We start from the raw sequence: 21,367 nt of genomic DNA, 5'->3' as shown, positions 1-21,367 counted from the left end.
TGAGCCTCCCGTGTTGATCGTCGTCGGACTCGCCCTGATCATCGTTCTCACCGCCGCGACCGGCTACTTCGTGGCCCAGGAATTCGGCTACGTCGCGGTCGACCGCGGCAAGTTGCGGCAGATGGCCGACGACGGCGACCCGGCCGCGGCCCGCGCCCTACAGGTCACCAGCCGGCTCTCCTTCATGCTCTCCGGTGCCCAGCTCGGCATCACCGTCACCGCCCTGCTCGTCGGATACGTGGCCGAGCCGTATCTCGGTGCCGGCCTGGCCGAACTGCTCGGCGGCGTCGGCGTCTCCACCGCGGTCAGCCTCCCGCTCTCCGTGGCACTGGCCCTGATCATCGCGACCGTGGTGCAGATGGTCCTCGGTGAGCTGGCCCCGAAGAACCTCGCCATCGCCCGGCCCGAGCCGCTGGCCCGGGCCCTCAGCCGCTCCACCCTGGTCTATCTCGCCGTGGCCGGCCCGTTGATCAAGCTCTTCGACCGGGCCGCGGTACGACTGCTCCGGCGGGTCGGCATCGAGCCGATCGAGGAACTGCCCAGCGGGGCGACCCCGCAGGACCTGGAGCAGATCATCGCCGAGTCCCGCGAGGAGGGACACCTCGACGCAACCATGTCCGACCTGCTCGACCGGGGGCTGGACTTCCGTGAGCTGACCGCCGGGGAGGCCATGGTGCCCCGGGTCGACGTGCACACCGTCCGGGCCGACGAGCCGATCAGCCGGGTGGTGCAGCTGCTCGACACCGGCCACTCCCGGTTCCCGGTGCGGGGTGCCGAGGGCGTCGACGACCTGGTCGGCGTGGTCGGGATCGCCGACGTGCTCGGCGTGCCCCCGGCGCGGCGCGCGACGACGCCGGTGAGCGCGGTGGCCGTACCGCCGTTGCTGGTGCCGGAGACGCTGCCACTGCCGACGGTGCTCGACCGGCTACGGGTCGGGCACCGGCAGCTCGCCTGTGTGGTCGACGAGTACGGCGGGTTCGCCGGCGTGATCACGCTGGAGGACATCGCCGAGGAACTGGTCGGCCCGATCCGGGACGAGGACGACCCGCCGGAGCGGGCCCCCGCCCGGCAGGACGACGGGTCCTGGGTGGTCCCGGCCCGCTGGCGGATCGACGAGGTCGCCGACAGCACCGGCATCGCGCTGCCCGAGGGGCCCGAGTACGACACCCTCTCCGGACTGGTCATGCGGGAGCTGGGCCGGGTCCCCGAGGTGGGCGACCTGCTGGAGATCGGCCTGCCCGCCGAGGACGGCGAGCCCGCACCCCGGGCCCTGGTCGAGGTGCTCGTGGTGGACCGGCACGTCGCGGACTCCGTCCGGCTGCGGGTCATCGGGACCAGTGAGGTGGCGGCATGAGCACCGGACTCGCGCTGATCATCTCGGTCGTGCTGCTGGCGCTGAACGCCTTTTTCGTGGCCGCCGAGTTCGCCCTGGTGGCGAGCAAGCGGTACCGGCTGGAACACGCGGCGACCGGCGGTGGCCGGGCGGCCCGCGCGGCGCTCGACGGCGTCCGCGAGCTGTCCCTGATGCTCGCCGGCGCGCAGCTCGGCATCACCCTCTGCACGCTGGGACTCGGCGCGCTCGCCGAGCCGGCGATCGAGCACCTGCTCAGCCCGGTGCTGCACGCGGTCGGCCTGCCCACGGCGGCCAGCCACGTCGTCGCGCTGGTCTTCGCGCTGAGCCTGGTCACCTTCCTGCACCTGGTGGTCGGCGAGATGGCCCCGAAGTCGTGGGCGATCACCGACGCGGAGCGCTCGGCGCAGTTGCTGGCACTGCCCTTCCGGGCCTTCGCCCGGGTGGCCCGGCCGGTGCTGTCCCTGCTCAACGCGCTGGCCAACGCGATGCTGCGCCTGGTCCGGGTCAACCCGCAGGACCAGCTCGCCCAGGTACACGGCCCGGAGGAACTGCGGATGCTGCTGGAGCAGTCCCGTGAGCACGGGCTGCTCGGTGCCGAGCAGCACCAGATGCTCACCAGCATGCTGGAGTTGCAGGGCACCAAGGTGGCCGACGTGATGGAGCCGTTCGGGCAGATCGTGACGGTGCGCCGGGACGACCCCGCCGAGCGGGTCGAGGAGGTCTCCCGGGACAGCGGCCGGTCCCGCCTGGCAGTGGTCGATCCGGCCGGCGACGTGGTGGGCCTGGTGCACGTCCGGGAGGCCGTCCGGGTCACCACGACCGGCCGGTCGGCGACCGCCGGCGAGCTGATGACCGACGCGTTCACCCTGCCCGCCACGGCCTCGGTCACCGAGGCGGTGGCCGCGATGCGGGGGGTGCAGGCGCAGCTCGCGCTGGTGCGCAACGGTGGCGGCCCGACCCGCCCGATCGGGTTCGTGGCGCTGGAGGACCTCCTGGAGGAGGTCATCGGCGAGTTCGACGACGAGACCGACCCGGTGCCCCGCGGGCGGCGGATGCGGTAGGGCCACGGTGCGGTTCACGGGGGTGTCACCGGGGTCCGGCGCGACCGGACTGACCGTGCACACCTGCGTGACCAACCCGAGCACCCGCCCCGGCCTGCGTCTGCCGGGGCGGGTGACGCTCACCGCCGGCTCGACCGACGTGCCGGTCGGGCACATCCGGCTGGGACTGATCGGCACGGCCGAGCCGGAGGACCCGGACCAGCCCCGCCGCCTGGTGCAGTTCCACCAGGCGGCGGTGGCCGGCGGGTTCGTCGTGCCGGCCGGGCGGCGACGGTCGGTGGCCTTCGCGCTGCCGCTGCCCTGGGAGACACCGGTGACCATCTTCGGTGGGGTGCCGCTGCTCAGCCTCCGGACGGGACTGCGCACCGAGGTGGCGCTGGACGGACTGCTGGACCAGGGCGCGATGGTGCCGGTCTTCGTCCATCCCCTTCCCGCCCAGCAACACGTGCTGGCCGCCCTGGACACCCTCGGCTTCACCCTGCGCCAGGCCGGGCTCCAGGCCGGCCGGCTGCCCGGGGTGGCCCAGACCCTTCCCGTCCACCAGCGGATCAACTATTGGGTGGGGCCGCTCTACGCCGGTCCGGTCACCGAGTTGGAGCTGATCTTCGTGGCGGATCCGGCGGCCCTCGAGGTGATCTTCTGGATGGACCGCCGGCTTTCCCTGGCCGGCGTGACCCACCAGAGCATCAGCCGGTTCAAGGTGTGGCACGTCGACTCCAGCCAGCGGGACTGGGTCAGCCTGGTGGACGGTTGGCTGCGCGCGGCGATCAACCGGCACGCCGAGGCGGCGGCGCACGCCGACTGGTCGGCCCAGATCACCGGGTCGGCCCACGTCAGTCGTCCGCCCGACCGCCCGGTGGCCCCGGGGGAGGGGCTGGGCGGCACCGCCGGTGGTGCCGGCATCGGCGGTGGGTCCGGCGACGGCACCTGACCTCCGGTCGGCGGTGCCGGCAGCCGCGCCTCACGCGGCGGTGACCGAACCCCTGACATCGGCCGGCGGTGGCGGCGCCCGACCTCAGCCGGCGGTGGCGGTGGCGAGCTTGACGCTGAAGCCCAGAAAGAGCGCCGCGACCCCGGTGGTGGCGGTGGCGGCGAGCCGGCGGCGGGCCCGGAACTGGCTGGCCAGGTAGGTGCCGGCGAAGATCAGCGCGGTCAGGTACAACACGCTGGTCACCTGGACGACCAGACCGAGCGCGAGGAAGGAGAGCGCCGGCCAGGCATAGGTCGGGTCGACGAACTGGATGAAGAACGAGACGAAGAAGAGGATCGCCTTCGGGTTGACCAGGCTCACCACCAGGGCGCGCCGGAACGGTGCCCGGATCGCCGCCGGCTCCGGGGCCTCCACCAGGCGAGGCGCGGTCGGGTCGTGCCGGGTGCGCCAGCGTCGCCGGGCACCGCGCAGCATGCTCAGTCCCACGTAGCCGAGGTACGCCGCACCGGCGTACTTGATCACGAGGAAGAGCGGTGGGTACGCGGTGAGCAGCGAGGCCACCCCGGCCGCGGAGAGGACCATCAGCACGGCGTCGCCCACGAACACCCCGGCGGCGGCCCGGTAGCCGGCGCCCACCCCCTGTCGGGCCGCGGCCGAGAGCACGAAGAGCGAGTTGGGCCCGGGCAGCAGAACGATCGCCACGGTACCCAGCACGAACGTCCAGAAGTCGGTGATGCCCAGCACGCCGGTCATCATCACGCCGTCGTGGTCCCCGCGCGAAGCTTTTCCCGCAGCCGGCGCTGTGCTTCCGGCCACTCGTCGACGATCATCGAATACTGGACGGTGTCCCGCCAGGAGCCGTCGGCGCGTCGCCGGTCCATCCGGAGTACCCCCTCCCGGGTCGCGCCGAGCCGCTCCACGGCCCGCTGGGAACGCTCGTTGCGGACGTCGGTGTGCCACACCACCCGGCGCGCTCCCAGCTCGTCGAACGCCCGGCCGAGCAGGAGCAGCTTCGCCTCGGTGTTGACCGCGGTGCGCCACCACGGCCGACCGAGGAAGGTGTAGCCGATCGCCACCGACCCCCGGCCGGGGTCGATCTCGTAGTACGAGGTGGTGCCGACCACCGCCCCGGTCACCGCGCAGCGCTGCACCCAGGGCACCCGCTCGCCCCGGTGGTGGGCCGAGAGCGCGTCGGCGACCAGCTCGCGGACACCGGCGGCGTCCGTGGGCCGGGGGCTGGGCAGGTGCCGCCAGACCTCCGGGTTGGCGGTGGCGTCGAAGAGCTCGTCGGCGTGGGTCAGGTCGAGTGGCTCCAGCGTCACGTGTGCGCCGCGCATCGGTGCCGGTTCGTACCACGGTGGGCGGGCCGGGCGCAGGCACGCCGGGACCGGCGCGGTGACCCCGGCATCCGGCTCGGGCAGCGCCGGGGTCAACCGCAACGGCACCACCCCGGCCCAGTACGGCAGGGCCAGGTCGGCCGGATCGTCGCGGACCCCGCCGGTGCGGGCCCGGACCGACACCTCACGCAGGGGCAGCGCCAGGACGGCCGTCTCGGCCAGTTCCCGCCGGCTCGGTGGGCGGCTCTCCGCGCTACGGCCGGTGCCGACCTTCTCCACCAGCGCGGTCAGCACCGCGGACCTCTCCCCGGCGTCGGTGACCAGACGCGCGACGCCGTGCGCGACCACCGAGCGGTAGTTGGCGCTGTGGTGGAAGTGGGAGCGGGCGTAGACCAGGCCGTCGAGCAGGGTGACCCCGACGCAGACCGGCAGCCCGTCCGGGCGGCCCCGGGCGGCCAGCAGGGGCCGGCTTCCGGTGGAGCCGTGCAGGTAGAGGGTGTCGCCCATGCGGACGTGGAGAGTGGGCAGCAGGCGCGGTTCGCCGTCGACGGTGAAGCCGAGCATGCAGTGGTACGCCTCGTCGAGCACGGCGTGGGCGGCGGCCCGGTCGTAGCTCATCCGTTCCCGCGAGCGGTGGGGGGTGGTCCGGGCGGTCGGTGTGTACATGTGACATCCCGCCTTCGTGCTAGTACAATCTTCGAACTGTGGCAGTACGTTATCAGATCACCGGCGGTACGGCGGCCGATATCTCGGCCAGTGTCGAGTCGGGCGTCCGTACCGGGGCGCTTCCTCCCGACAGCCCCCTGCCCCCGGTCCGCGCCCTGGCCGCCACCCTCGCGGTCAGCCCGGCCACCGTCGCCCGGGCCTACCAGGAGCTGCGGCAACGCGGCCTGGTGGCGACCGCCGGCCGGCACGGCACCCGGGTTCGTCCCCGACCTCCGGTCGCCACCCGGGGCGCCGCCCGGTACCCGACGCCGGGCCCCGGGGTCCGTGACCTCTCCCGGGGTCAGCCCGACCTCCGGCTGCTGCCCCCGCTCGGTCCGCACCTGGCCCGACTGGCCGACCGGAGCGGCCCACCGGCCGGCTACGCCACGGCCGGCGTCCTGCCCGAGCTGGCCGAGGCCGCGCGCGCCCGGCTCACCGCCGACGGGGTCCCGGTCGACGGGCTCACCGTCACCGGCGGGGCCCTCGACGGCATCGAACGCCTGCTCGCCGCCCACCTTCGCCCCGGTGACCCGGTGGCGGTGGAGGATCCGGGCTGGGCCAACCTGCTCGACCTGGTCGCCGCGCTGGGTCTGCGGCCGGTCGCCGTGCCGGTCGACGACGACGGCCCGACCGAGGCCGGGGTCCGGGACGCGCTGGCCCTCGGGGCGCGGGCCCTGATCGTCACGAGCCGGGCGCAGAACCCGACCGGGGCCGCCGTCTCCGCCGACCGGGCCGCGGCGTTGCGCACGCTGCTCGCCGGCCGTCCCGACGTGCTGCTCGTCGAGGACGACCACGCCGCCGAGCTGGCCCGGCTGCCGCTGCACACGCTGGCCGGGGTGACCCCGTCCTGGGCCTTCGTCCGCTCGGTGAGCAAGCCGTACGGCCCGGATCTCCGACTCGCCCTGCTCGCCGGCGACGAGACGACCGTGGCCCGGGTGGCGGGCCGGATGAGCGTCGGTCCCGGCTGGGTCTCCACCCTGCTGCAACGTCTGGTGCTCGCCCTCTGGGCCGACCCGGCGGCCAGCGAGTTGATCGTCCGGGCGGAGGAGAGCTACCAGCGGCGGCGTGCCGCCCTGGTCGCCGCCCTCGCCGGGCACGGCCTCACCGCCCACGGCCGCAGCGGCATCAACGTCTGGCTTCCGGTGCCCGACGAGACCAGCGCGGTGACCGCACTGCGGGACGCCGGCTGGGCGGTCGCCCCCGGCGGGCTGTTCCGGATCGGTGCGCCCCCGGCGGTCCGGCTGACCGTCAGCCCGCTCGACGACGCGGAGATCCCGGCACTGGCCGACGCGGTCGCCCGCGCGCTCCGACCGGCCCGGCCGGCCGGCTTCACCGCCTGACCGGTGACCGGCCCCCGGGTCGCGGGCTGCGCGGATCGTCGCGACGCGCCGGGGCGACCAGGGATCGCCGCGTGACCGGGGCGCGTCCGGGTACAACAGTCGCCATGTCCGAGCAGACCGAGACCGCCCCGGGCGCGCAGCGGTTCATTCCACCCCGCGCCGACACGATCGACGAGCTGCGGGCCGCCGCGACCTCCTGCCAGGGCTGTGAGCTGTACCGGGACGCCTCGCAGACCGTCTTCGGCCGGGGCGGTGCGGACGCCCGTGTGGTCCTCGTCGGCGAGCAGCCCGGCGACCTGGAGGACCAGAAGGGCCTCCCGTTCGTCGGGCCGGCCGGGCGGCTGCTCCGCCGCGCGGTCGACGACGCCGGCCTCGACCCCACCGGTCTCTACCTCACCAACGCGGTCAAGCACTTCCGGTTCGAACTGCGCGGCAGGCGACGCATCCACCAGACGCCCGACCGGGTGCACATCACCGCCTGCCGTCCCTGGCTGGTCGCCGAGTTCGCCCGTCTCCGCCCGGAGATCGTGGTGGTGCTCGGCGCCACCGCCGCCAAGGCACTGCTCGGACCGGCGTTCCGGGTCACCCGCCAACGCGGTGAACTGTTGCCCTGGCCAGCCTCGGCCGAGCACCCCGAGGACTTCACCCGGGTGCCGGTCGACTCCGCCGGCGGGGTCGCCGACGCGCCACCGGCCCGGCTCCTCGCCACCATCCATCCGTCCGCCGTGCTGCGCGCCGACAACCAGGACATCGCCTACCAGGGACTGGTCGCCGACCTCACCATCGCCGCCCGGGCCCTCGCCGGCTGACGCGCCACCGGTGGAGCGCCGACCCTGGGCAGGGCGGAGGGCCGGTGCCACACTGACCGCCATGCAGCAGCATCTCTACGAGCCCGTCCACGAAGAGTTCCGGGACCTCTGCCGGGAGTTCCTCGCCCGGGAGGCGGTGCCGTACCACGACCGCTGGGAGGCCGAGGGCATCGTCGACCGGGACGTCTGGCGGAAGGCGGGCGTCGCCGGCCTGCTCGGCACCGACGTGGACCCCGCGTACGGTGGCGGCGGCCAGCGGGACTTCCGGTTCAACGCGGTGCTCGCCGAGGAGGTCGTCGCCGCCGGCTGCTCGGGTCTCGGCTTCAGTCTGCACAACGACGTCGTCGCGCCGTACCTCACCGACCTGACCACGGAGGAGCAGCGCCGCCGCTGGCTGCCCGGGTTCTGCTCCGGCGACCTGGTGACCGCGATCGCGATGAGCGAGCCGGGTGCCGGCTCCGACCTGGCCGGCGTCCGCACCACGGCGGTGCGCGACGGCGACGGGTGGGTGCTCGACGGGCAGAAGACCTTCATCACCAACGGCGAGCAGGCCGACCTGGTGGTCGTGGTCGCCAAGACCGCACCCGGGCAGGGCGCGCACGGCGTCAGCCTCATCGCCGTGGAGAGCGGCACCCCCGGCTTCACCCGGGGCCGCCGCCTGGCCAAGGTGGGGTTGAAGGCCAACGACACCGCCGAACTCTTCTTCGACGGCTGCCGGGTGCCGGCGGCGAACCTGCTCGGCACCGAGAACCACGGCTTCTACCACCTGATGGCGAACCTGCCCCGGGAACGGCTCGGCATCGCCGTCGCCGCGGTCGCCGCCGCCGAACGGCTGCTCGCGATCACCCTCGACTACGCCCGCGGCCGGGAGGCGTTCGGCCGGCCGGTCGGCTCCTTCCAGCACAACCGCTTCCTCCTCGCCGAACTGGACACCGAGGTCACCATCGCCCGGACCTTCGTCAACCACTGCGTCGCCGAGTTCAACGCCGGCCGGCTGACCGTGGTCGACGCGGCCAAGGCCAAGTGGTGGACGACCGAGTTGCAGAACCGGGTGGCCGACCGCTGCCTGCAACTGCACGGCGGGTACGGCTACATGCTCGAGTACCCGGTGGCGAAGGCCTGGCTGGACGGGCGGGTGCAGACCATCTACGGCGGCACCACCGAGATCATGAAGGAGATCATCGGTCGGGGCCTCGACCTGTGACGGGTCGCCCGGCCGGGTGGAACCGACCGTCGGGCGGCGCCACCCGTACGCCAGGATGGGACCGCCCCCTCCCGAGGAGCCGCAGATGACCACCCACCTCGCCGTCCCGGCCGGCGTTCGCCCGGACGTCGCCCCGATCCAGCGCCGCACCCTGCGACTGCTCTTCACCACGCAGGTCATCGGCGGGGTCGGGGTCACCATCGGCATCTCCGTCGGCGCGCTGCTCGCCGAGCGGATCGCCGGTGCGGCCGTGGCCGGCCTGGCGCAGAGTGCCGGCGTGGTCGGGGGCGCGCTCCTCGCCGTCCCGGTCACCCGTGTCATGACCGGGTACGGCCGCCGCCCCGGCCTGGTCCTGGCGTACCTGACCGGCGCGCTCGGCGGCGTCCTGGTGGTGACCGCCGCGGCCGCCCGCTCGGTGCCGCTGCTCTTCCTCGGCATGCTCCTCTTCGGCGGGGGCACCGCCGCCAACCTCCAGGCCCGGTACACCGCCGTCGACCTGGCCGAACCGGCCCGGCGTGGCCGGCAGCTCTCCCTGATCGTCTGGGCCACCACCGTCGGCGCGGTCGCCGCGCCGAACTTCGCCTCCCTCGCCGACGACACCACCAGCGGTTGGGGGCTGCCCCGGCTGGCCGGACCGTTCGCGTTCAGCGCCGTCGCCTTCCTGGTGACGGCTGTGGTGATCTTCGCGTTGCTGCGTCCGGACCCGCTGCTCACCGCTCGTCGGATCGCGGCGTCGGAGGTCGGTGACGGGGACCACCCGGACGGGCCGGGGCGGCGGAACGGGGCCGGGCTGGCGCTCCCCGGCACGCGGCCCCGGGCGGCCGGCATGTGGTCCGCCTGGCGGACCGTGCGGCAGCGCCCGGCCGCCCGGCTGGGCATCGCCGCGGTCGCCATGGGCCACCTGGTCATGGTCGGGGTGATGGCGATGACCCCGGTGCATCTCGGCGAGTCGCACGGTGACGCCGAGGTGCTGCACGTGGTGGGCGTCGTGCTCAGCCTGCACATCGCCGGCATGTACGCGCTCGCTCCGGTGGTCGGTTGGCTCACCGACCGGGCCGGTCGGCGGCCGGTGATCCTCGGCGGCACCGCACTGCTCCTGGCCGCCTGCGCGGTGGCGGGTACCGCCGGACACGACACCGTGCCGCTCTCGGTCGGGCTGGTCCTGCTGGGGCTGGGCTGGTCGGCCACCATGGTCGCCGGTTCCACGCTGCTGTCGGAGTCGGTGCCGGTGGCCGAACGCCCCACCGTGCAGGGCCTGTCCGACCTGACCATGGGACTGGCCGGCGCGGCGGCCGGCGCGGCCAGCGGGTTTGTCGTGCAGGTGGCCGGCTATCCCGTGCTGACCCTGCTCGCGGCGGTCGCGGTCGTGCCGTTGGTGGCGCTAGCGTTGCGGCCGGCGGCGGTGTCCGCGCCGGAGGAGGAGTGACGTGCGGGACGGGGGAACACGGTGCGGCTGACCGACTTCTGGAGCCGGCTCGAGGAGGCGTTCGGTCCCGGCTACGCGGCCAGCATCGCCCGGGACCAGGTCCTCGCCCAGCTCGGCGGGCGGACCATCGAGCAGGCCTTCGCCTCGGGTGAGCAGACCCACGTGGTGTGGCGGGCGGTGTGCGCCGCGTACCCGGACCGGGTGCCCGCGCGACTACGCTGAGCTGCTCTTCCGTCGCGCGGGTGTGTCGCCCGTCGTCTCGTACAGGTGTTCGGCTATTGTCCACAGCGGGGTGCTCGTCCACAGGCCACGGCCGGTCGGCTGGTTCTTGTCGGACCCAGCGCCTAGCGTGTCCGCGTGACGAGAAGCTCAGGAAAGACGCCGGCGAAGGCAGGGGTAACCATGGCGGCAACGCCCGACCGGGAGAAGGCACTTGACCTTGCTCTCGCGCAGATCGACAAGCAGTTCGGCAAGGGTTCGGTGATGCGGCTGGGGGAGCGGCCGGTCGTCCAGACCGCGATCATCCCCACCGGCTCGATCGCGCTCGACGTGGCGCTCGGCGTGGGCGGTCTGCCCCGGGGCCGGGTCGTCGAGATCTACGGTCCCGAGTCCAGCGGTAAGACCACGGTCGCCCTGCACGCGGTCGCCAACGCCCAGCGGGCCGGCGGCATCGCCGCCTTCGTCGACGCCGAGCACGCGCTCGACCCGGAGTACGCCAAGGCCCTCGGGGTCGACACCGACGCGCTGCTGGTCTCCCAGCCCGACACCGGTGAGCAGGCCCTCGAGATCGCCGACATGCTGGTCCGCTCCGGTGCGCTCGACATCATCGTGATCGACTCGGTCGCCGCCCTGGTGCCGCGCGCCGAGATCGAGGGCGAGATGGGTGACAGCCACGTCGGTCTCCAGGCCCGGCTGATGAGCCAGGCCCTGCGGAAGATCACCGGTGTGCTCAACAACACCGGCACCACGGCGATCTTCATCAACCAGCTCCGCGAGAAGATCGGCGTCATGTTCGGCTGTATGTCGTACTCGACCAGGGTCACCCTGGCGGACGGCACGCAGGAGAAGATCGGCAAGATCGTCAACCAGCGGATGGACGTCGAGGTTCTCTCCTACAACCCGGAGACCGACCGGGTGGAGCCGAAGCGGATCACCAACTGGTTCAACAACGGCCCGGCGGAGGAGTTCCTCCAGTTCACCGTCGCCAAATCGGGAGGCAACGGTCGCGCGCAGTTCGCCGCCACGGCGAACCACCTGATCCGGACGCCCGGGGGGTGGCGGGAGGCGGGCGAGTTGATCGCGGGTGATCGCGTCATGCTCGCCGAGTCACGCCAGCTCAGCGAAGAGCAGTGGCAGGTTGTGCTCGGTTCCCTGATGGGGGACGGTTCCCTCTCCCCGAACCGGCGTGACCGTTCCGGCGTCCGGTTTCGGCTCGGTCACGGTGCCGAGCAGGCCGCTTACCTCGACTGGAAGGTCTCCCTGCTGGGCAATCTCGCCCACTCCCGCCGGACCGACTCCCGGGGTGCGGTCTTCGCGGACTTCACCCCGGTGCCCGAGTTGGACGAGCTGCGTCGCGCCGTCTACCTCGGTGATGGGAAGAAGCACCTCAGCTGGGACTATCTCAAGGCGCTGACTCCGCTCGCCCTTGCCGTGTGGTACATGGACGACGGCTGCTTCTCCCTCCGTTCCAAGGGGGTGCAGGAGCGCACCGAGGGCGGCTCCGGCCGTATCGAGATCTGCGTCGAGACGATGGCGGAGGGCAGCCGTGCACGGCTGGTCGAGCACCTGCGCGACGCGTACGGACTCGACGTGACGTTGGGTGTCCGGGGTGCTCGGCAGATGTCGTACGTCCAGTTCACCACCGCTGCCTCGGCGGTGTTCCAGGAGCTGGTGGCCCCGTACGTGCCGGCCGCCATGGAGGCGAAGCTGCTGCCGAGGTTCCGCGGTCGGTGCGTGGTCGAGCCGCAGTTCGTCCCGGCTGAGCTGATGCCGGTTCCGGCGCGGGTCATCGACATCCACGTCAAGCCGAAGACCCGCTCGATGAACCGGTTCGACATCGAGGTGGAGGGCAACCACAACTACTTCGTCGACGGCGTCATGGTGCACAACAGCCCCGAGACCACCACGGGTGGTCGGGCGCTGAAGTTCTACGCGTCGGTCCGGCTGGACGTCCGCCGGATCGAGAGCCTGAAGGACGGCACCGACGTCGTCGGCAACCGCACCCGGGTCAAGGTCGTGAAGAACAAGGTCGCGGCCCCGTTCAAGCAGGCCGAGTTCGACATCATGTACGGCAAGGGCATCTCCCGCGAGGGCTCGCTGATCGACGTGGGTGTCGAGCAGTCGATCATCCGCAAGTCCGGCGCCTGGTACACCTACGACGGCGACCAGCTCGGCCAGGGCAAGGAGAAGGCCCGCGAGTTCCTCCGGGAGAACCCGGACGTGGCCGCCGAGATCGAGAAGAAGATCCTGGAGAAGCTCGGCGTGGGTGCCGGGGCGGGCGACGCGGCTGGCGGTCCCGAGCTGCCGCCGGTCGACTTCTGACCGGCCGCGTGGCGGGACGACGGGCCCGTTCGGGGCGGGGCTGGGACGCCATCCCTCCCCGGACGGGTGACACCCCTGCGCGACCCCGGCGGGGGCGACCGAGCCGTTCCGGGCCGGGCGCGACCGCCGACCCGTTCGACGAGGGCGCCCGGCCGGCCGGATTCCCGGACGACTCGACCGGCGAGCCGTCCCGCGCCGAGCCTCGTGACGAGGCGGAGGCGGCCCGGGAGATCTGCCTCCGGCAGTTGGCGGTGCGGCCGTGTACCCGGGCGGAACTGGCCGGGGCGCTGGCTCGCCGGGGCATCTCCTCGGAGGTCGCCGCCGAGGTGCTCGACCGTTACGACGAGGTCGGCATCATCGACGATGCCGCGTTCGCCCGGGCCTGGGTGTCCAGCCGGCACGCCGGACGAGGGCTGGCCCGGCGGGCGCTCGCCAACGAACTGCGCCAACGCGGGGTGGATGGTGAGGTCGCCGGCGCGGCGCTCGGCGAGCTGGACGAGGCCACCGAGGCAGAGACCGCCCGTGCCCTGGTGGACCGCAAGCTCCGGTCCGCCCGGGGCGAGCCGGACGCGATCTTCCGGCGGCTGGTCGGGATGCTCGCCCGCAAGGGCTACCCGCCCGGGCTGGCGATCCGGGCGGTCAAGGACGCCCTGGCGGCGCGGAGCGCGGAGGCCGCCGAGTTCGCCGACCAGATCGACCCCGACGCCCTCACCCCGGACCTCGACCCCGACCTCCCGTCTATGTGATCATGAAGTACATGGGTGGGACAACGCTTTCCCCGCCCCGTCACCGTGGTTGTCATGTCCAGGTGGCGGATCGGGGCGCGGCGACGGAATGGTCGAGGGAAGTCTGATGGGTCCGGTCATACACCCAGCACCCTGGGTAGTAGCCCCGGGGTGCTTCGCCGGGGGCAACTGCCCGCTTTGTCAAAGCCCGTCCGGGTGGGTGTGAGCGTGGCGTGACCGTCCGACTGCCCTGCGTTGGCTTATTTTGATCATGAGTCCTTGACCGGAGGGGCCCCCGACACCTAGCCTCGCCTTACAGGCTCACATTGCCCGACCAGCGCAGGCTAAGCGCACAACATAGATCGTGTAACAGAACAGCATCAGTTCGGCCAGGTCGTCTGGCCGCGCGGCGGTGTCGGACCACCCGGTGCGACACCGCGAGACAACTGCACCCGGCCGTCGGCGATGACCAAAGGGGGTCACCGTCGACGGAGACCTACCCATGGCCAGTCGCTCCGGTCGGGCGTCTAACAGCCGCAGGGTCACGTGCTCACCGGCACGTCACCACTGCGGCGCTGACGGTTCCAGGGGAGGCGGCCATGACGGGGCGGCAGAGGATCAGCGGTGGTCCCCGCGGGGTGCCGGCATGAGTTGCCCTGTGTCAAGCCGCCACTTGATGATCTTGTTTGAGCAGGTGTTGGAGGGCTCGGTGGCGGTCCGGGTCGTAGGGGGTGTTGGTGGTCCAGCACTTCCAGATGATGTCCAGCCAGGCGCGGGCCAGGATACGGACCGCGTGGGGATGGTCGTGGCCGCGGGCTCGGGCTCGTTGGTAGAGGTCGGCGGCCCAGGGGTTGGCGTGGCGGCTGTCACCGGCAAAGTCGCAGACGGCGTCGCGCAGTTGTTTGTCCACGGCCCAGCGGAAGGTCACGATGCGGACTTTGCCGGATTCGCGGGTCGAGGGTGCGACGCCGGCGAGGCAGGCCAGGGACGCCGGGGTGGGGAACCGGCCGCGGGCGTCGCCGATCTCGGCGAGCAGCCGGGCGGCGCGGACGGTGCCGGAGCGGGGCAGGCTGGTGAAGATGTCCCGGTCGGGGTGCAGGTCGAGGGCTTCGGTGATCTGCTGGTTCAGGGCGTCGATCTGGGCCACGATGGCGGCCAGGGTGGCGAGGTAGGCGCGGGTGATGCCGGCCAGGGTCTGTCCGTAGTTTCCGGTGGCGCCGCGAGGCGCGGCGTCGATGCGGGCGTGCAGCACGGCTGGGTCGGTGCGGCCGCAGTAGCTCGCGCTCTTCAGCCAGGCGGCCAGGCGCTTGGGCGACAGCCAGTCCAGGGCATCCTGGGTGGTGAACCGGGTCAGGAACTGCCGGCTGATCGACGAGTCGATCTCGTTGAACAGCTCGACAGTGGCCGGCAGCGTCGTGGCCAGGTGGGCGCGCAGCTGGTTGGCGACCGCGATGCGGTGGGCGACCAGGTCTTTGCGAGCGCGGCACAGCTTGCGCAGCCCGGTGGTTGTCTCGCTGTCCAGCACGAGCGGGGTCAGCCGGCGCCGGTCGGTGCGGACGGTGTCGGCCAGGACGTAGGCGTCAAACCGGTCGTCCTTGTTCCCGGCCGAGCCGTACCGTCGGCGCAGTGCCTTGACCTGCGAGGGTGGGATCACGTACACGGTCGTGTCGGCGGCCAGCAACGCATCTACGATCGGCCCGTCCGGGCGTTCGATGCCGACCGCGTCCACCCGATGCCGGTCAAGCAGGTCGATCAGCCGTCTCAGGCCGGTCCTGGTGTATTTCAGCGCCAGCCGCTCCAGCGGCTCACCGTCGGCGTCGACCACGCAGACCGCGTAGTCGTCCTTGGCCCAGTCCACCCCGGCCGAGTTGCCTCGCGCCGGCACGGCGGTGTCGGTCACACTCATAGTTGCCTCTCCGCTGCGCTACCAGTGGGGAAGCACCTGGCGGTTCCGGGACACCACTGCCGGTCGCTCATTGAGCGGCGCTCGATGGCGCATAGCCCTGTTGCCAGTCGGGGTGTCCCGGGCCGCCGGGCCTCGCAGAACTCATGCTGGACCTCGAAGGTCGAGCGAGCTGGGCGATGGCCCGACGGTCACCGGTGCACTCGAACCAACCTCAGCTCGAGTGAGACAAGGGTGCACCAATGAGCGCCGTTGACGTCGTCCTCCTCGGGGCGGTCGTGGTCCTGACCCTCGTGGTGGTCGGCGCGGTCGTCCTCGGCGCCCGGACCCTGCGCCGGGTCGGCGCGGCACCGGCACCCGAGGACCCGGCCTTCGTCGCCGAGAAGGACCGCCAGGAACAGTCACTGGCGGCGCTGCGCACCGCCGCCGACGAGGCACACTCGACCGCCGACGTGGCCAAGTCCGCGGCGGCGGCGGCCCGGGCGGAGGCCGCGGCGGCCAAGGCTGAGGCGAGCGCAGCCCGGGACGAGGCGCGCCGGGTGCTGGAGGCGGCCCGGCTGGAGGCGGACACCGTCCTGGAGCGGGCTCACAAGCAGGCCGAGGCGGACGCCGAACAGCTGCGGGCAGCGGCCCGGCGCAGCGGCGAGCGGGAGGTGGCCGTGCTCGCCTCCACCACCCGCGAGCAGGCCGCCGAGGTGGAGCGCCGGGCGGCCCGGATGGACGAACGGGAGCGGCTGCACACCGAGGAGGCGGAGCGGCTCGCCGAGCGGGAACGGCAGCTCACCGCCGCCAGCGCCGCCCTGGCGGCCCGGGAGGCGGCGCTGGTCGAACGGGAGCAGGCCCTCGTGGAGGCGGAGGAGCAGCGGCGCCGGGAACTGGAGCGGATCGCCGGACTCACCGTCGAGGCGGCCCGCGCGGAACTCGTCGAGGCAATCGAGACGCAGGCCAAACGGGAGGCCGCGTTGCTGGTCCGGGACATCGAGGCGGACGCCCGCAGTACCGCCGAACAGCGGGCCCGGCACATCGTGGTGGACGCGATCCAGCGGGTCGCCAGCGAGCAGACCGCGGAGAGCGTGGTCAGCGTCCTGCACCTGCCCGGTGACGAGATGAAGGGGCGGATCATCGGCCGGGAGGGCCGCAACATCCGTGCCTTCGAGTCGGTCACCGGGGTCAACCTGATCATTGACGACACCCCCGAGGCGGTGCTGCTCTCCTGCTTCGACCCGGTACGCCGGGAGGTCGGCCGGCTCACCCTGGAGAAGCTGGTCCTGGACGGGCGGATCCACCCGCACCGGATCGAGGAGGTGCACGACCTGGCCCGGCAGGAGGTGGACGAACTCTGTCAGCGGGCCGCCGAGGACGCCCTGGTCGAGGTGGGCATCACCGACATCCACCCCGAACTGGCCACCCTCCTGGGCCGGCTGCGCTACCGGACGTCGTACGGGCAGAACGTGCTCAAGCACCTGGTGGAGACCGCGCACATCGCCGGGATCATGGCCGCCGAGCTGCGGCTGGACGTGCCGACCATCAAGCGGTGCGCCTTCCTGCACGACATCGGCAAGGCACTGACCCACGAGGTGGAGGGCAGCCACGCGCTCATCGGTGCGGACCTGGCCCGCAAGTACGGCGAGAGCGAGGACGTCGTCCACGCCATCGAGGCGCACCACAACGAGGTGCCCCCGCAGACCATCGAGGCGGTGCTGACCCAGGCGTCGGACGCCTGCTCGGGCGGCCGTCCCGGGGCCCGGCGGGAGAGCCTGGAGGCGTACGTCAAGCGGCTGGAGCGGATCGAGGAGATCGCCGCCGGCAAGCTCGGGGTGGAGAAGGTCTTCGCGATGCAGGCCGGTCGGGAGATCCGGGTGATGGTCAAGCCGGACGACGTGGACGACATCGGTGCTGCGGTGCTGGCCCGGGACGTGGCCAAGCAGATCGAGGAGGAGTTGACCTACCCGGGGCAGATCCGGGTCACCGTGGTCCGCGAGTCCCGGGTCACCGAGATCGCCCGCTGAACGGGCACGTCGAGGGCCGGCGGGCAAGCCGGCCGGCGTCGAGGTGGGACAGGCGCTCGCCCGGAGCGAGTGCGAATGGGGCAACCGATGGTTCGGTTGCCCCATTCCGGCGTTCGCCCCACCCGCTGCCGGTGTCGGATCGACCGCGTCAGGAAAGGTGGGCCGACGGCACGGGCGAGGGAGCCTCACCCAGTCCGGCCGCTGCGCGCCGTCGGGTCAGCCCGACGGTGGGATCGCCCGCCCACCGCACCCGTCAGACCTGGTACTGGTAGGTGACGCTCGCGAGCCACGTGCCAGCCTGGCAACGCGCGCTGGAGATCGAACCGGGGCCAACCCAGTTGCCGGACACGACGCCTGGTTCCCGCCGCAGTTACTTGTCGTGTTCGTGACATAGCGGCGCGCACGTGGATTGCTCGTGGTACCTGGGTGATCCGTGAGGCGCATACGCCGGGGGGCGGACGGCTGTGGCCGTCCGCCCCCCGGCGTATGCGTCCTCCGGTTCAGACCATCCGGGCGGCGTCCGCTCCGGTGTCCTGGGCCGGCATCACCTTGGCGGCGGTCCGGGGCATCCGACCCAACCGGCGCTGCAACCACCAGGCGAAGAGCGAGAGCAGGCCGCAGATGCTGATGTAGATCGCGGCGACGAGGAGGTACGTCGGCACGTAGGGCAGGCCGAACGGCAGTCGTCCGCCGATCTGCTTACCCACGAAGAGCAACTCCGGGTACGTGATGATGAACCCGAGCGCGGTGTCCTTGAGCAGCACCACGAGCTGGCTGACGATCGCCGGCAGCATCGACCGGAACGCCTGCGGCAGCAGGATCAGCCGCAGCACCTGGTTCTTGCGCATGCCGATCGCGTACGCGCCCTCGGTCTGGCCGTACGGCACGGCGTTGATGCCGGCCCGGAAGATCTCCGCCAGCACCGAGCCGTTGTAGAGCATCAGACCGATGACCAGCGCCCACAGCTTGTCGATCGACCAGCCGTACTGCAACGGCACGTAGTAGCCGAAGAAGATCAGGATCAGCAGCGGGATGGCCCGGAACAGCTCCACCACGAAGGTCGCCGGGGACCGCAGGATCCACTTGTCGCTGAGCCGGGCGCTGGCGAAGACCGCGCCGAAGAGCAGCGCCAGTACGGCCGCCATGCCGGCCGCCTTGAGGGTGGCCCAGAGCCCGCCGAGGAGTTCCCGCTGCACCGAGGCGTACTGGAACTGCTCCCACTTGCGCGCCTCGAACTGGCCGGTCGCGTTGAACTTCCAGACCACGTACGCGACGAGCGCGACGATGCCGACGGTCGAGACGACGCTGAGGATCATGTTGCGCCGACGGGCCTTCGGCCCCGGCAGGTCGTAGAGCACCGACGTCATCGCGCCACCGCCCACTTGCGCTCGAGGAATCGTTGCAGGGCCACCAGCGGCAGGATCAGGATCAGGAAGCCGATGGTGATCCAGAGCAGTACGGCGAACTGCGGCTCACCCCGCTCGGCCATGTACGCCGGGATGGCACCCGCCTCCAGCACCGAGAAGCCGGCGGCGATGGTGGTGTTCTTCAACATGGCGATGAAGACGCTCATCATCGGCGGCACCATCGCGCGCAGTGCCTGCGGCATCACGATCAGCGTCAGCACCTGGCCGAAGGTCATGCCCAGTGCACGGGCCGCCTCGGCCTGGCCGGGGGCGACGGTGTTCACGCCGGAACGGACCACCTCGCAGACGAAGGCCGCGGTGTAGACGGTCAGCGCGGTGACCGCGCTCTCGAAGTAGTCGATGTTGACGTCGAGCTTCGGTACCGCGAAGACGAGGAACGCGAAGACCAGGGTCAACGGGGTGTTCCGGACCAGGTTGACGTACGTGGCGCCGAAGGCCCGAAGTGCCGGGACCGGGGAGACCCGCATCGCGCCGAGCACCATGCCGAGGACGAGGCTGCCCACGCCGGCGATCAGGAACAGTTGGACGGTGGTGGTGAAACCGTCGCGGAACAGGGCCGCGTTGTCCGTCAGGACGCGGAAGAACTCGCCCATGCCTCTCGCTCTCAGTCCTCGGACGGGCGGCGGGCGAAAGGCCCGCCCGCCCGCCGCCGCGTCACGTATGGAACCGGTCGGTCAGTACCGCTCGAGGGCCGGCGGGGTGGCCGGCGAGCCGGACTTGCCCAGCGTGCCGTCGTAGATCTTCTGCCAGGTGCCGTCGGTGAAGGCGGCCTGGATCTGGTCGTTGATGTAGTCGCGCAGGGCCTTGTCGTCCTTGGGCAGGCCGATGCCGTACTTCTCGGTGCTGAACGGCTTGCCGACGACCTTGAGCTCGGTCGAACTCTGCGCCGCGTAGCCCTTGAGGATGGCGTCGTCGGTGGTGACGGCGTCGACCTTCTTGTCGAGCAGCTGCGAGACACACTCCGAGTAGGTCTTGAACTCGACGATGTTCTCCGGCTCGGTCAGCCCCTCGTCCCGGACCCGCTGGATCGGGGTGGACCCGGTCGCCGAGCAGACCTTCTTGCCCTTGAGGGTCTCCTTGCCGGTGATCGCGGTCTCGTCCTTGCGGACCAGCAGGTCCTGGCCGGCGACGAAGTACGGGCCGGCGAACGAGATGTCGTTCTTGCGCTTGTCCGTGATCGAGTAGGTGCCGACGTAGTAGTCGACCTCACCACCATTGATCGCGGTCTCCCGGTTGGCGGACGCGATCTCCTTGTACTCGATCTTCGACTTGTCGATGCCGAGGGTGCTGGCCACGTACTGGGCAATCTCGATGTCGAAGCCGCACCGGTTGCTCTGGGCGTCCTTGTAGCCGAGGTTGGGCTGGTCGAACTTGACGCCGATGACGACCTTGCCGGCGCTCTTGATCTTGTCGAAGGCAGGGCTGCCGGTGATCGCGGCGTCGGTCTTCGGCGTGAAGGTGACCCCCGAGCTCTGGCAGGTGTCGGACTTGGCGCCGCCGGGGGCGTTGCCGTCCCCGCTCGGGGTCGGGTCCCCCTCCTTGCCGCACGCCGCGACCGAGAGGGCGAGCGACGCCATCATGGCTGCCGCCGCCACGCGCTTGAACCGCATGATCTTCTCCTTCTTCGACTGAGCTTGCCGGGGAACGGCGCGCTCCGGACGGACGCCTAGTGCGTGAGGATCTTGGAGAGGAAGTCCCGGGCCCGCTCGCTGCGCGGGTTGGCGAAAAACTCGCTCGGGGGAGCGTCCTCGACGAGTTGACCGTCGGCCATGAAGATGACCCGGTTGGCCGCGTGCCGGGCGAAGCCCATCTCGTGGGTGACCACGACCATCGTCATGCCGTCGCGGGCCAGCGAGGTCATCACCTCCAGCACCTCACCGACCATCTCCGGGTCCAGCGCGCTGGTGGGCTCGTCGAAGAGCATCGCCTTGGGCTGCATGGCCAGGGCGCGGGCGATCGCGGCGCGCTGCTGCTGGCCGCCGGAGAGCTGGGCGGGGAACTTGTCCGCCTGGTTGGCGATGCCGACCCGGTCGAGCAGCGCCATCGCCCGTTCCCGGACGACCGCCGGCTTCTCCTTGCGGACCTTGACCGGGCCGAGCATGACGTTCTGGACGATCGACTTGTGCGCGAAGAGGTTGAAGGACTGGAAGACCATGCCGACCTCGCTGCGCAGCTTCGCCAGCGCCTTGCCCTCGGCGGGCAGGGGCCGCCCGTCGAACGTGATCGTGCCGGAGGTGATCGGCTCGAGCCGGTTGATCGCGCGACACAGCGTCGACTTGCCCGAGCCGGACGGGCCGATCACCACGACCACCTCGCCCCGACCGACCGAGAGCGAGACGTCGTTCAGCACGTGCAGCGGACCGAACCACTTGTTGACCGAATCGAGCACGATGAGCGGTTCGCCCGTCGTCACCGTCGTCCACCGTCCCTCGTCGTCGCCTGGGCGCGGAGGTCGGACGACCTCCGGTGGGGCCACTCTAGGCGGGCCGGCGCGGCGGAGCGCAACTCGGCGGGTCACGGAGCGGTAACACCGGCGGCTATCGTCGCGGAATGTTCGAGATCCGGCACCTCTGCGGCCGGCGGCAGGCCGCGCGG

Annotated in this window: 18 protein-coding genes and 2 pseudogenes; 13 read left to right on the top strand and 7 right to left on the bottom strand. The window is 71.9% G+C overall.

Annotated features, from left to right (window positions below; all coding sequences use genetic code 11):
- Nucleotides 1–10: 10 nt before the first annotated feature.
- From GA0074694_RS29770 to GA0074694_RS29760, 3 genes are read left to right on the top strand one after another with little or no spacing between them, the layout of a single operon-like run.
- Entirely contained in the window at nt 11–1,354 is a 1,344-nt protein-coding gene (locus GA0074694_RS29770) for a hemolysin family protein (RefSeq protein WP_091463192.1), read from the top strand.
- A complete protein-coding gene (locus tag GA0074694_RS29765) occupies nt 1,351–2,415 on the top strand; it encodes a hemolysin family protein (RefSeq protein WP_091463191.1) in 1,065 nt (354 codons plus the stop codon). Before GA0074694_RS29770 ends, GA0074694_RS29765 begins: the two co-directional genes overlap by 4 nt.
- A 7-nt stretch (nt 2,416–2,422) precedes the next feature.
- Complete coding sequence (locus GA0074694_RS29760; protein ID WP_091463190.1) at nt 2,423–3,346, top strand: sporulation protein; 924 nt, start codon at nt 2,423–2,425, stop codon at nt 3,344–3,346.
- Nucleotides 3,347–3,430: 84 nt separating this feature from the next.
- On the opposite strand, the gene leuE is transcribed toward GA0074694_RS29760, so the two are convergent.
- Both leuE and GA0074694_RS29750 read right to left on the bottom strand, forming a co-directional pair.
- Nucleotides 3,431–4,102 carry a leucine efflux protein LeuE gene (gene leuE / locus GA0074694_RS29755; protein ID WP_091463189.1) on the bottom strand — a complete coding sequence of 224 codons (672 nt, stop codon included), beginning with the start codon at nt 4,100–4,102 and terminating at the stop codon, nt 3,431–3,433.
- On the bottom strand, nt 4,102–5,349 hold the full coding sequence (locus tag GA0074694_RS29750; protein WP_091463188.1) for a bifunctional pyridoxamine 5'-phosphate oxidase family protein/GNAT family N-acetyltransferase: 1,248 nt from the start codon (nt 5,347–5,349) through the stop codon (nt 4,102–4,104). The genes leuE and GA0074694_RS29750 overlap by 1 nt, the downstream gene beginning before the upstream one ends.
- Nucleotides 5,350–5,387: 38 nt before the next feature.
- Between GA0074694_RS29750 and GA0074694_RS29745 the strand changes: the two genes are divergently transcribed.
- The 9 genes and pseudogenes from GA0074694_RS29745 (at nt 5,388) to GA0074694_RS29715 (ending at nt 13,454) form a co-directional block, all read left to right on the top strand.
- On the top strand, nt 5,388–6,728 hold the full coding sequence (locus GA0074694_RS29745; RefSeq protein WP_091463187.1) for an aminotransferase class I/II-fold pyridoxal phosphate-dependent enzyme: 1,341 nt from the start codon (nt 5,388–5,390) through the stop codon (nt 6,726–6,728).
- Between the two features lie 104 nt (nt 6,729–6,832).
- Nucleotides 6,833–7,537 (top strand): UdgX family uracil-DNA binding protein, encoded by a 705-nt coding sequence (locus tag GA0074694_RS29740; protein WP_091463186.1) that lies wholly within the window; start codon nt 6,833–6,835, stop codon nt 7,535–7,537.
- A 61-nt stretch (nt 7,538–7,598) separates the two neighbouring features.
- Nucleotides 7,599–8,741 carry an acyl-CoA dehydrogenase family protein gene (locus GA0074694_RS29735; RefSeq protein WP_091463185.1) on the top strand — a complete coding sequence of 381 codons (1,143 nt, stop codon included), beginning with the start codon at nt 7,599–7,601 and terminating at the stop codon, nt 8,739–8,741.
- A gap of 85 nt (nt 8,742–8,826) precedes the next feature.
- Nucleotides 8,827–10,167, top strand: a complete 1,341-nt coding sequence (locus GA0074694_RS29730) for an MFS transporter (RefSeq protein ID WP_091463184.1) — start codon at nt 8,827–8,829, stop codon at nt 10,165–10,167.
- A 21-nt stretch (nt 10,168–10,188) separates the two neighbouring features.
- Complete coding sequence (locus GA0074694_RS29725) at nt 10,189–10,389, top strand: DUF3046 domain-containing protein (RefSeq protein ID WP_091463183.1); 201 nt, start codon at nt 10,189–10,191, stop codon at nt 10,387–10,389.
- Nucleotides 10,390–10,569: 180 nt separating this feature from the next.
- A pseudogene (recA, locus tag GA0074694_RS33845) lies at nt 10,570–11,421 on the top strand (recombinase RecA); the annotation flags it as partial.
- A gap of 60 nt (nt 11,422–11,481) precedes the next feature.
- Nucleotides 11,482–12,030: pseudogene (locus GA0074694_RS34415) on the top strand (LAGLIDADG endonuclease); the annotation flags it as partial.
- Between the two features lie 177 nt (nt 12,031–12,207).
- Nucleotides 12,208–12,708 carry a hypothetical protein gene (locus GA0074694_RS33835; protein ID WP_425413677.1) on the top strand — a complete coding sequence of 167 codons (501 nt, stop codon included), beginning with the start codon at nt 12,208–12,210 and terminating at the stop codon, nt 12,706–12,708.
- Between the two features lie 8 nt (nt 12,709–12,716).
- On the top strand, nt 12,717–13,454 hold the full coding sequence (locus GA0074694_RS29715) for a regulatory protein RecX (protein WP_091463181.1): 738 nt from the start codon (nt 12,717–12,719) through the stop codon (nt 13,452–13,454).
- 640 nt (nt 13,455–14,094) lie between these two features.
- Here GA0074694_RS29715 and GA0074694_RS29710 read toward each other — a convergent pair.
- Nucleotides 14,095–15,339, bottom strand: coding sequence for an IS110 family RNA-guided transposase (locus GA0074694_RS29710; RefSeq protein WP_091461346.1), 1,245 nt, complete (start codon nt 15,337–15,339; stop codon nt 14,095–14,097).
- A gap of 239 nt (nt 15,340–15,578) precedes the next feature.
- Between GA0074694_RS29710 and rny the strand changes: the two genes are divergently transcribed.
- The gene (gene rny, locus GA0074694_RS29705; protein ID WP_091463180.1) at nt 15,579–17,345 is read left to right on the top strand and encodes a ribonuclease Y; all 1,767 of its coding nucleotides are present in this window, start codon (nt 15,579–15,581) and stop codon (nt 17,343–17,345) included.
- Between the two features lie 500 nt (nt 17,346–17,845).
- Here rny and GA0074694_RS29700 read toward each other — a convergent pair whose 3' ends face one another.
- From GA0074694_RS29700 to GA0074694_RS29685, 4 genes are all read right to left on the bottom strand, one after another.
- Nucleotides 17,846–18,712, bottom strand: coding sequence for an amino acid ABC transporter permease (locus GA0074694_RS29700; RefSeq protein WP_091464343.1), 867 nt, complete (start codon nt 18,710–18,712; stop codon nt 17,846–17,848).
- Nucleotides 18,709–19,365: an amino acid ABC transporter permease gene (locus GA0074694_RS29695; RefSeq protein WP_091463179.1), complete on the bottom strand. Its 657-nt coding sequence runs from the start codon at nt 19,363–19,365 to the stop codon at nt 18,709–18,711. Before GA0074694_RS29695 ends, GA0074694_RS29700 begins: the two co-directional genes overlap by 4 nt.
- A gap of 81 nt (nt 19,366–19,446) precedes the next feature.
- Complete coding sequence (locus tag GA0074694_RS29690) at nt 19,447–20,382, bottom strand: glutamate ABC transporter substrate-binding protein (protein WP_091463178.1); 936 nt, start codon at nt 20,380–20,382, stop codon at nt 19,447–19,449.
- Between the two features lie 56 nt (nt 20,383–20,438).
- On the bottom strand, nt 20,439–21,185 hold the full coding sequence (locus GA0074694_RS29685) for an amino acid ABC transporter ATP-binding protein (protein WP_091463177.1): 747 nt from the start codon (nt 21,183–21,185) through the stop codon (nt 20,439–20,441).
- Nucleotides 21,186–21,367 lie beyond the last annotated feature (182 nt).

This window comes from Micromonospora inyonensis, from assembly GCF_900091415.1.
GTDB lineage: Bacteria > Actinomycetota > Actinomycetes > Mycobacteriales > Micromonosporaceae > Micromonospora > Micromonospora inyonensis.
This window is presented reverse-complemented; position numbering and strand designations above follow the sequence as displayed.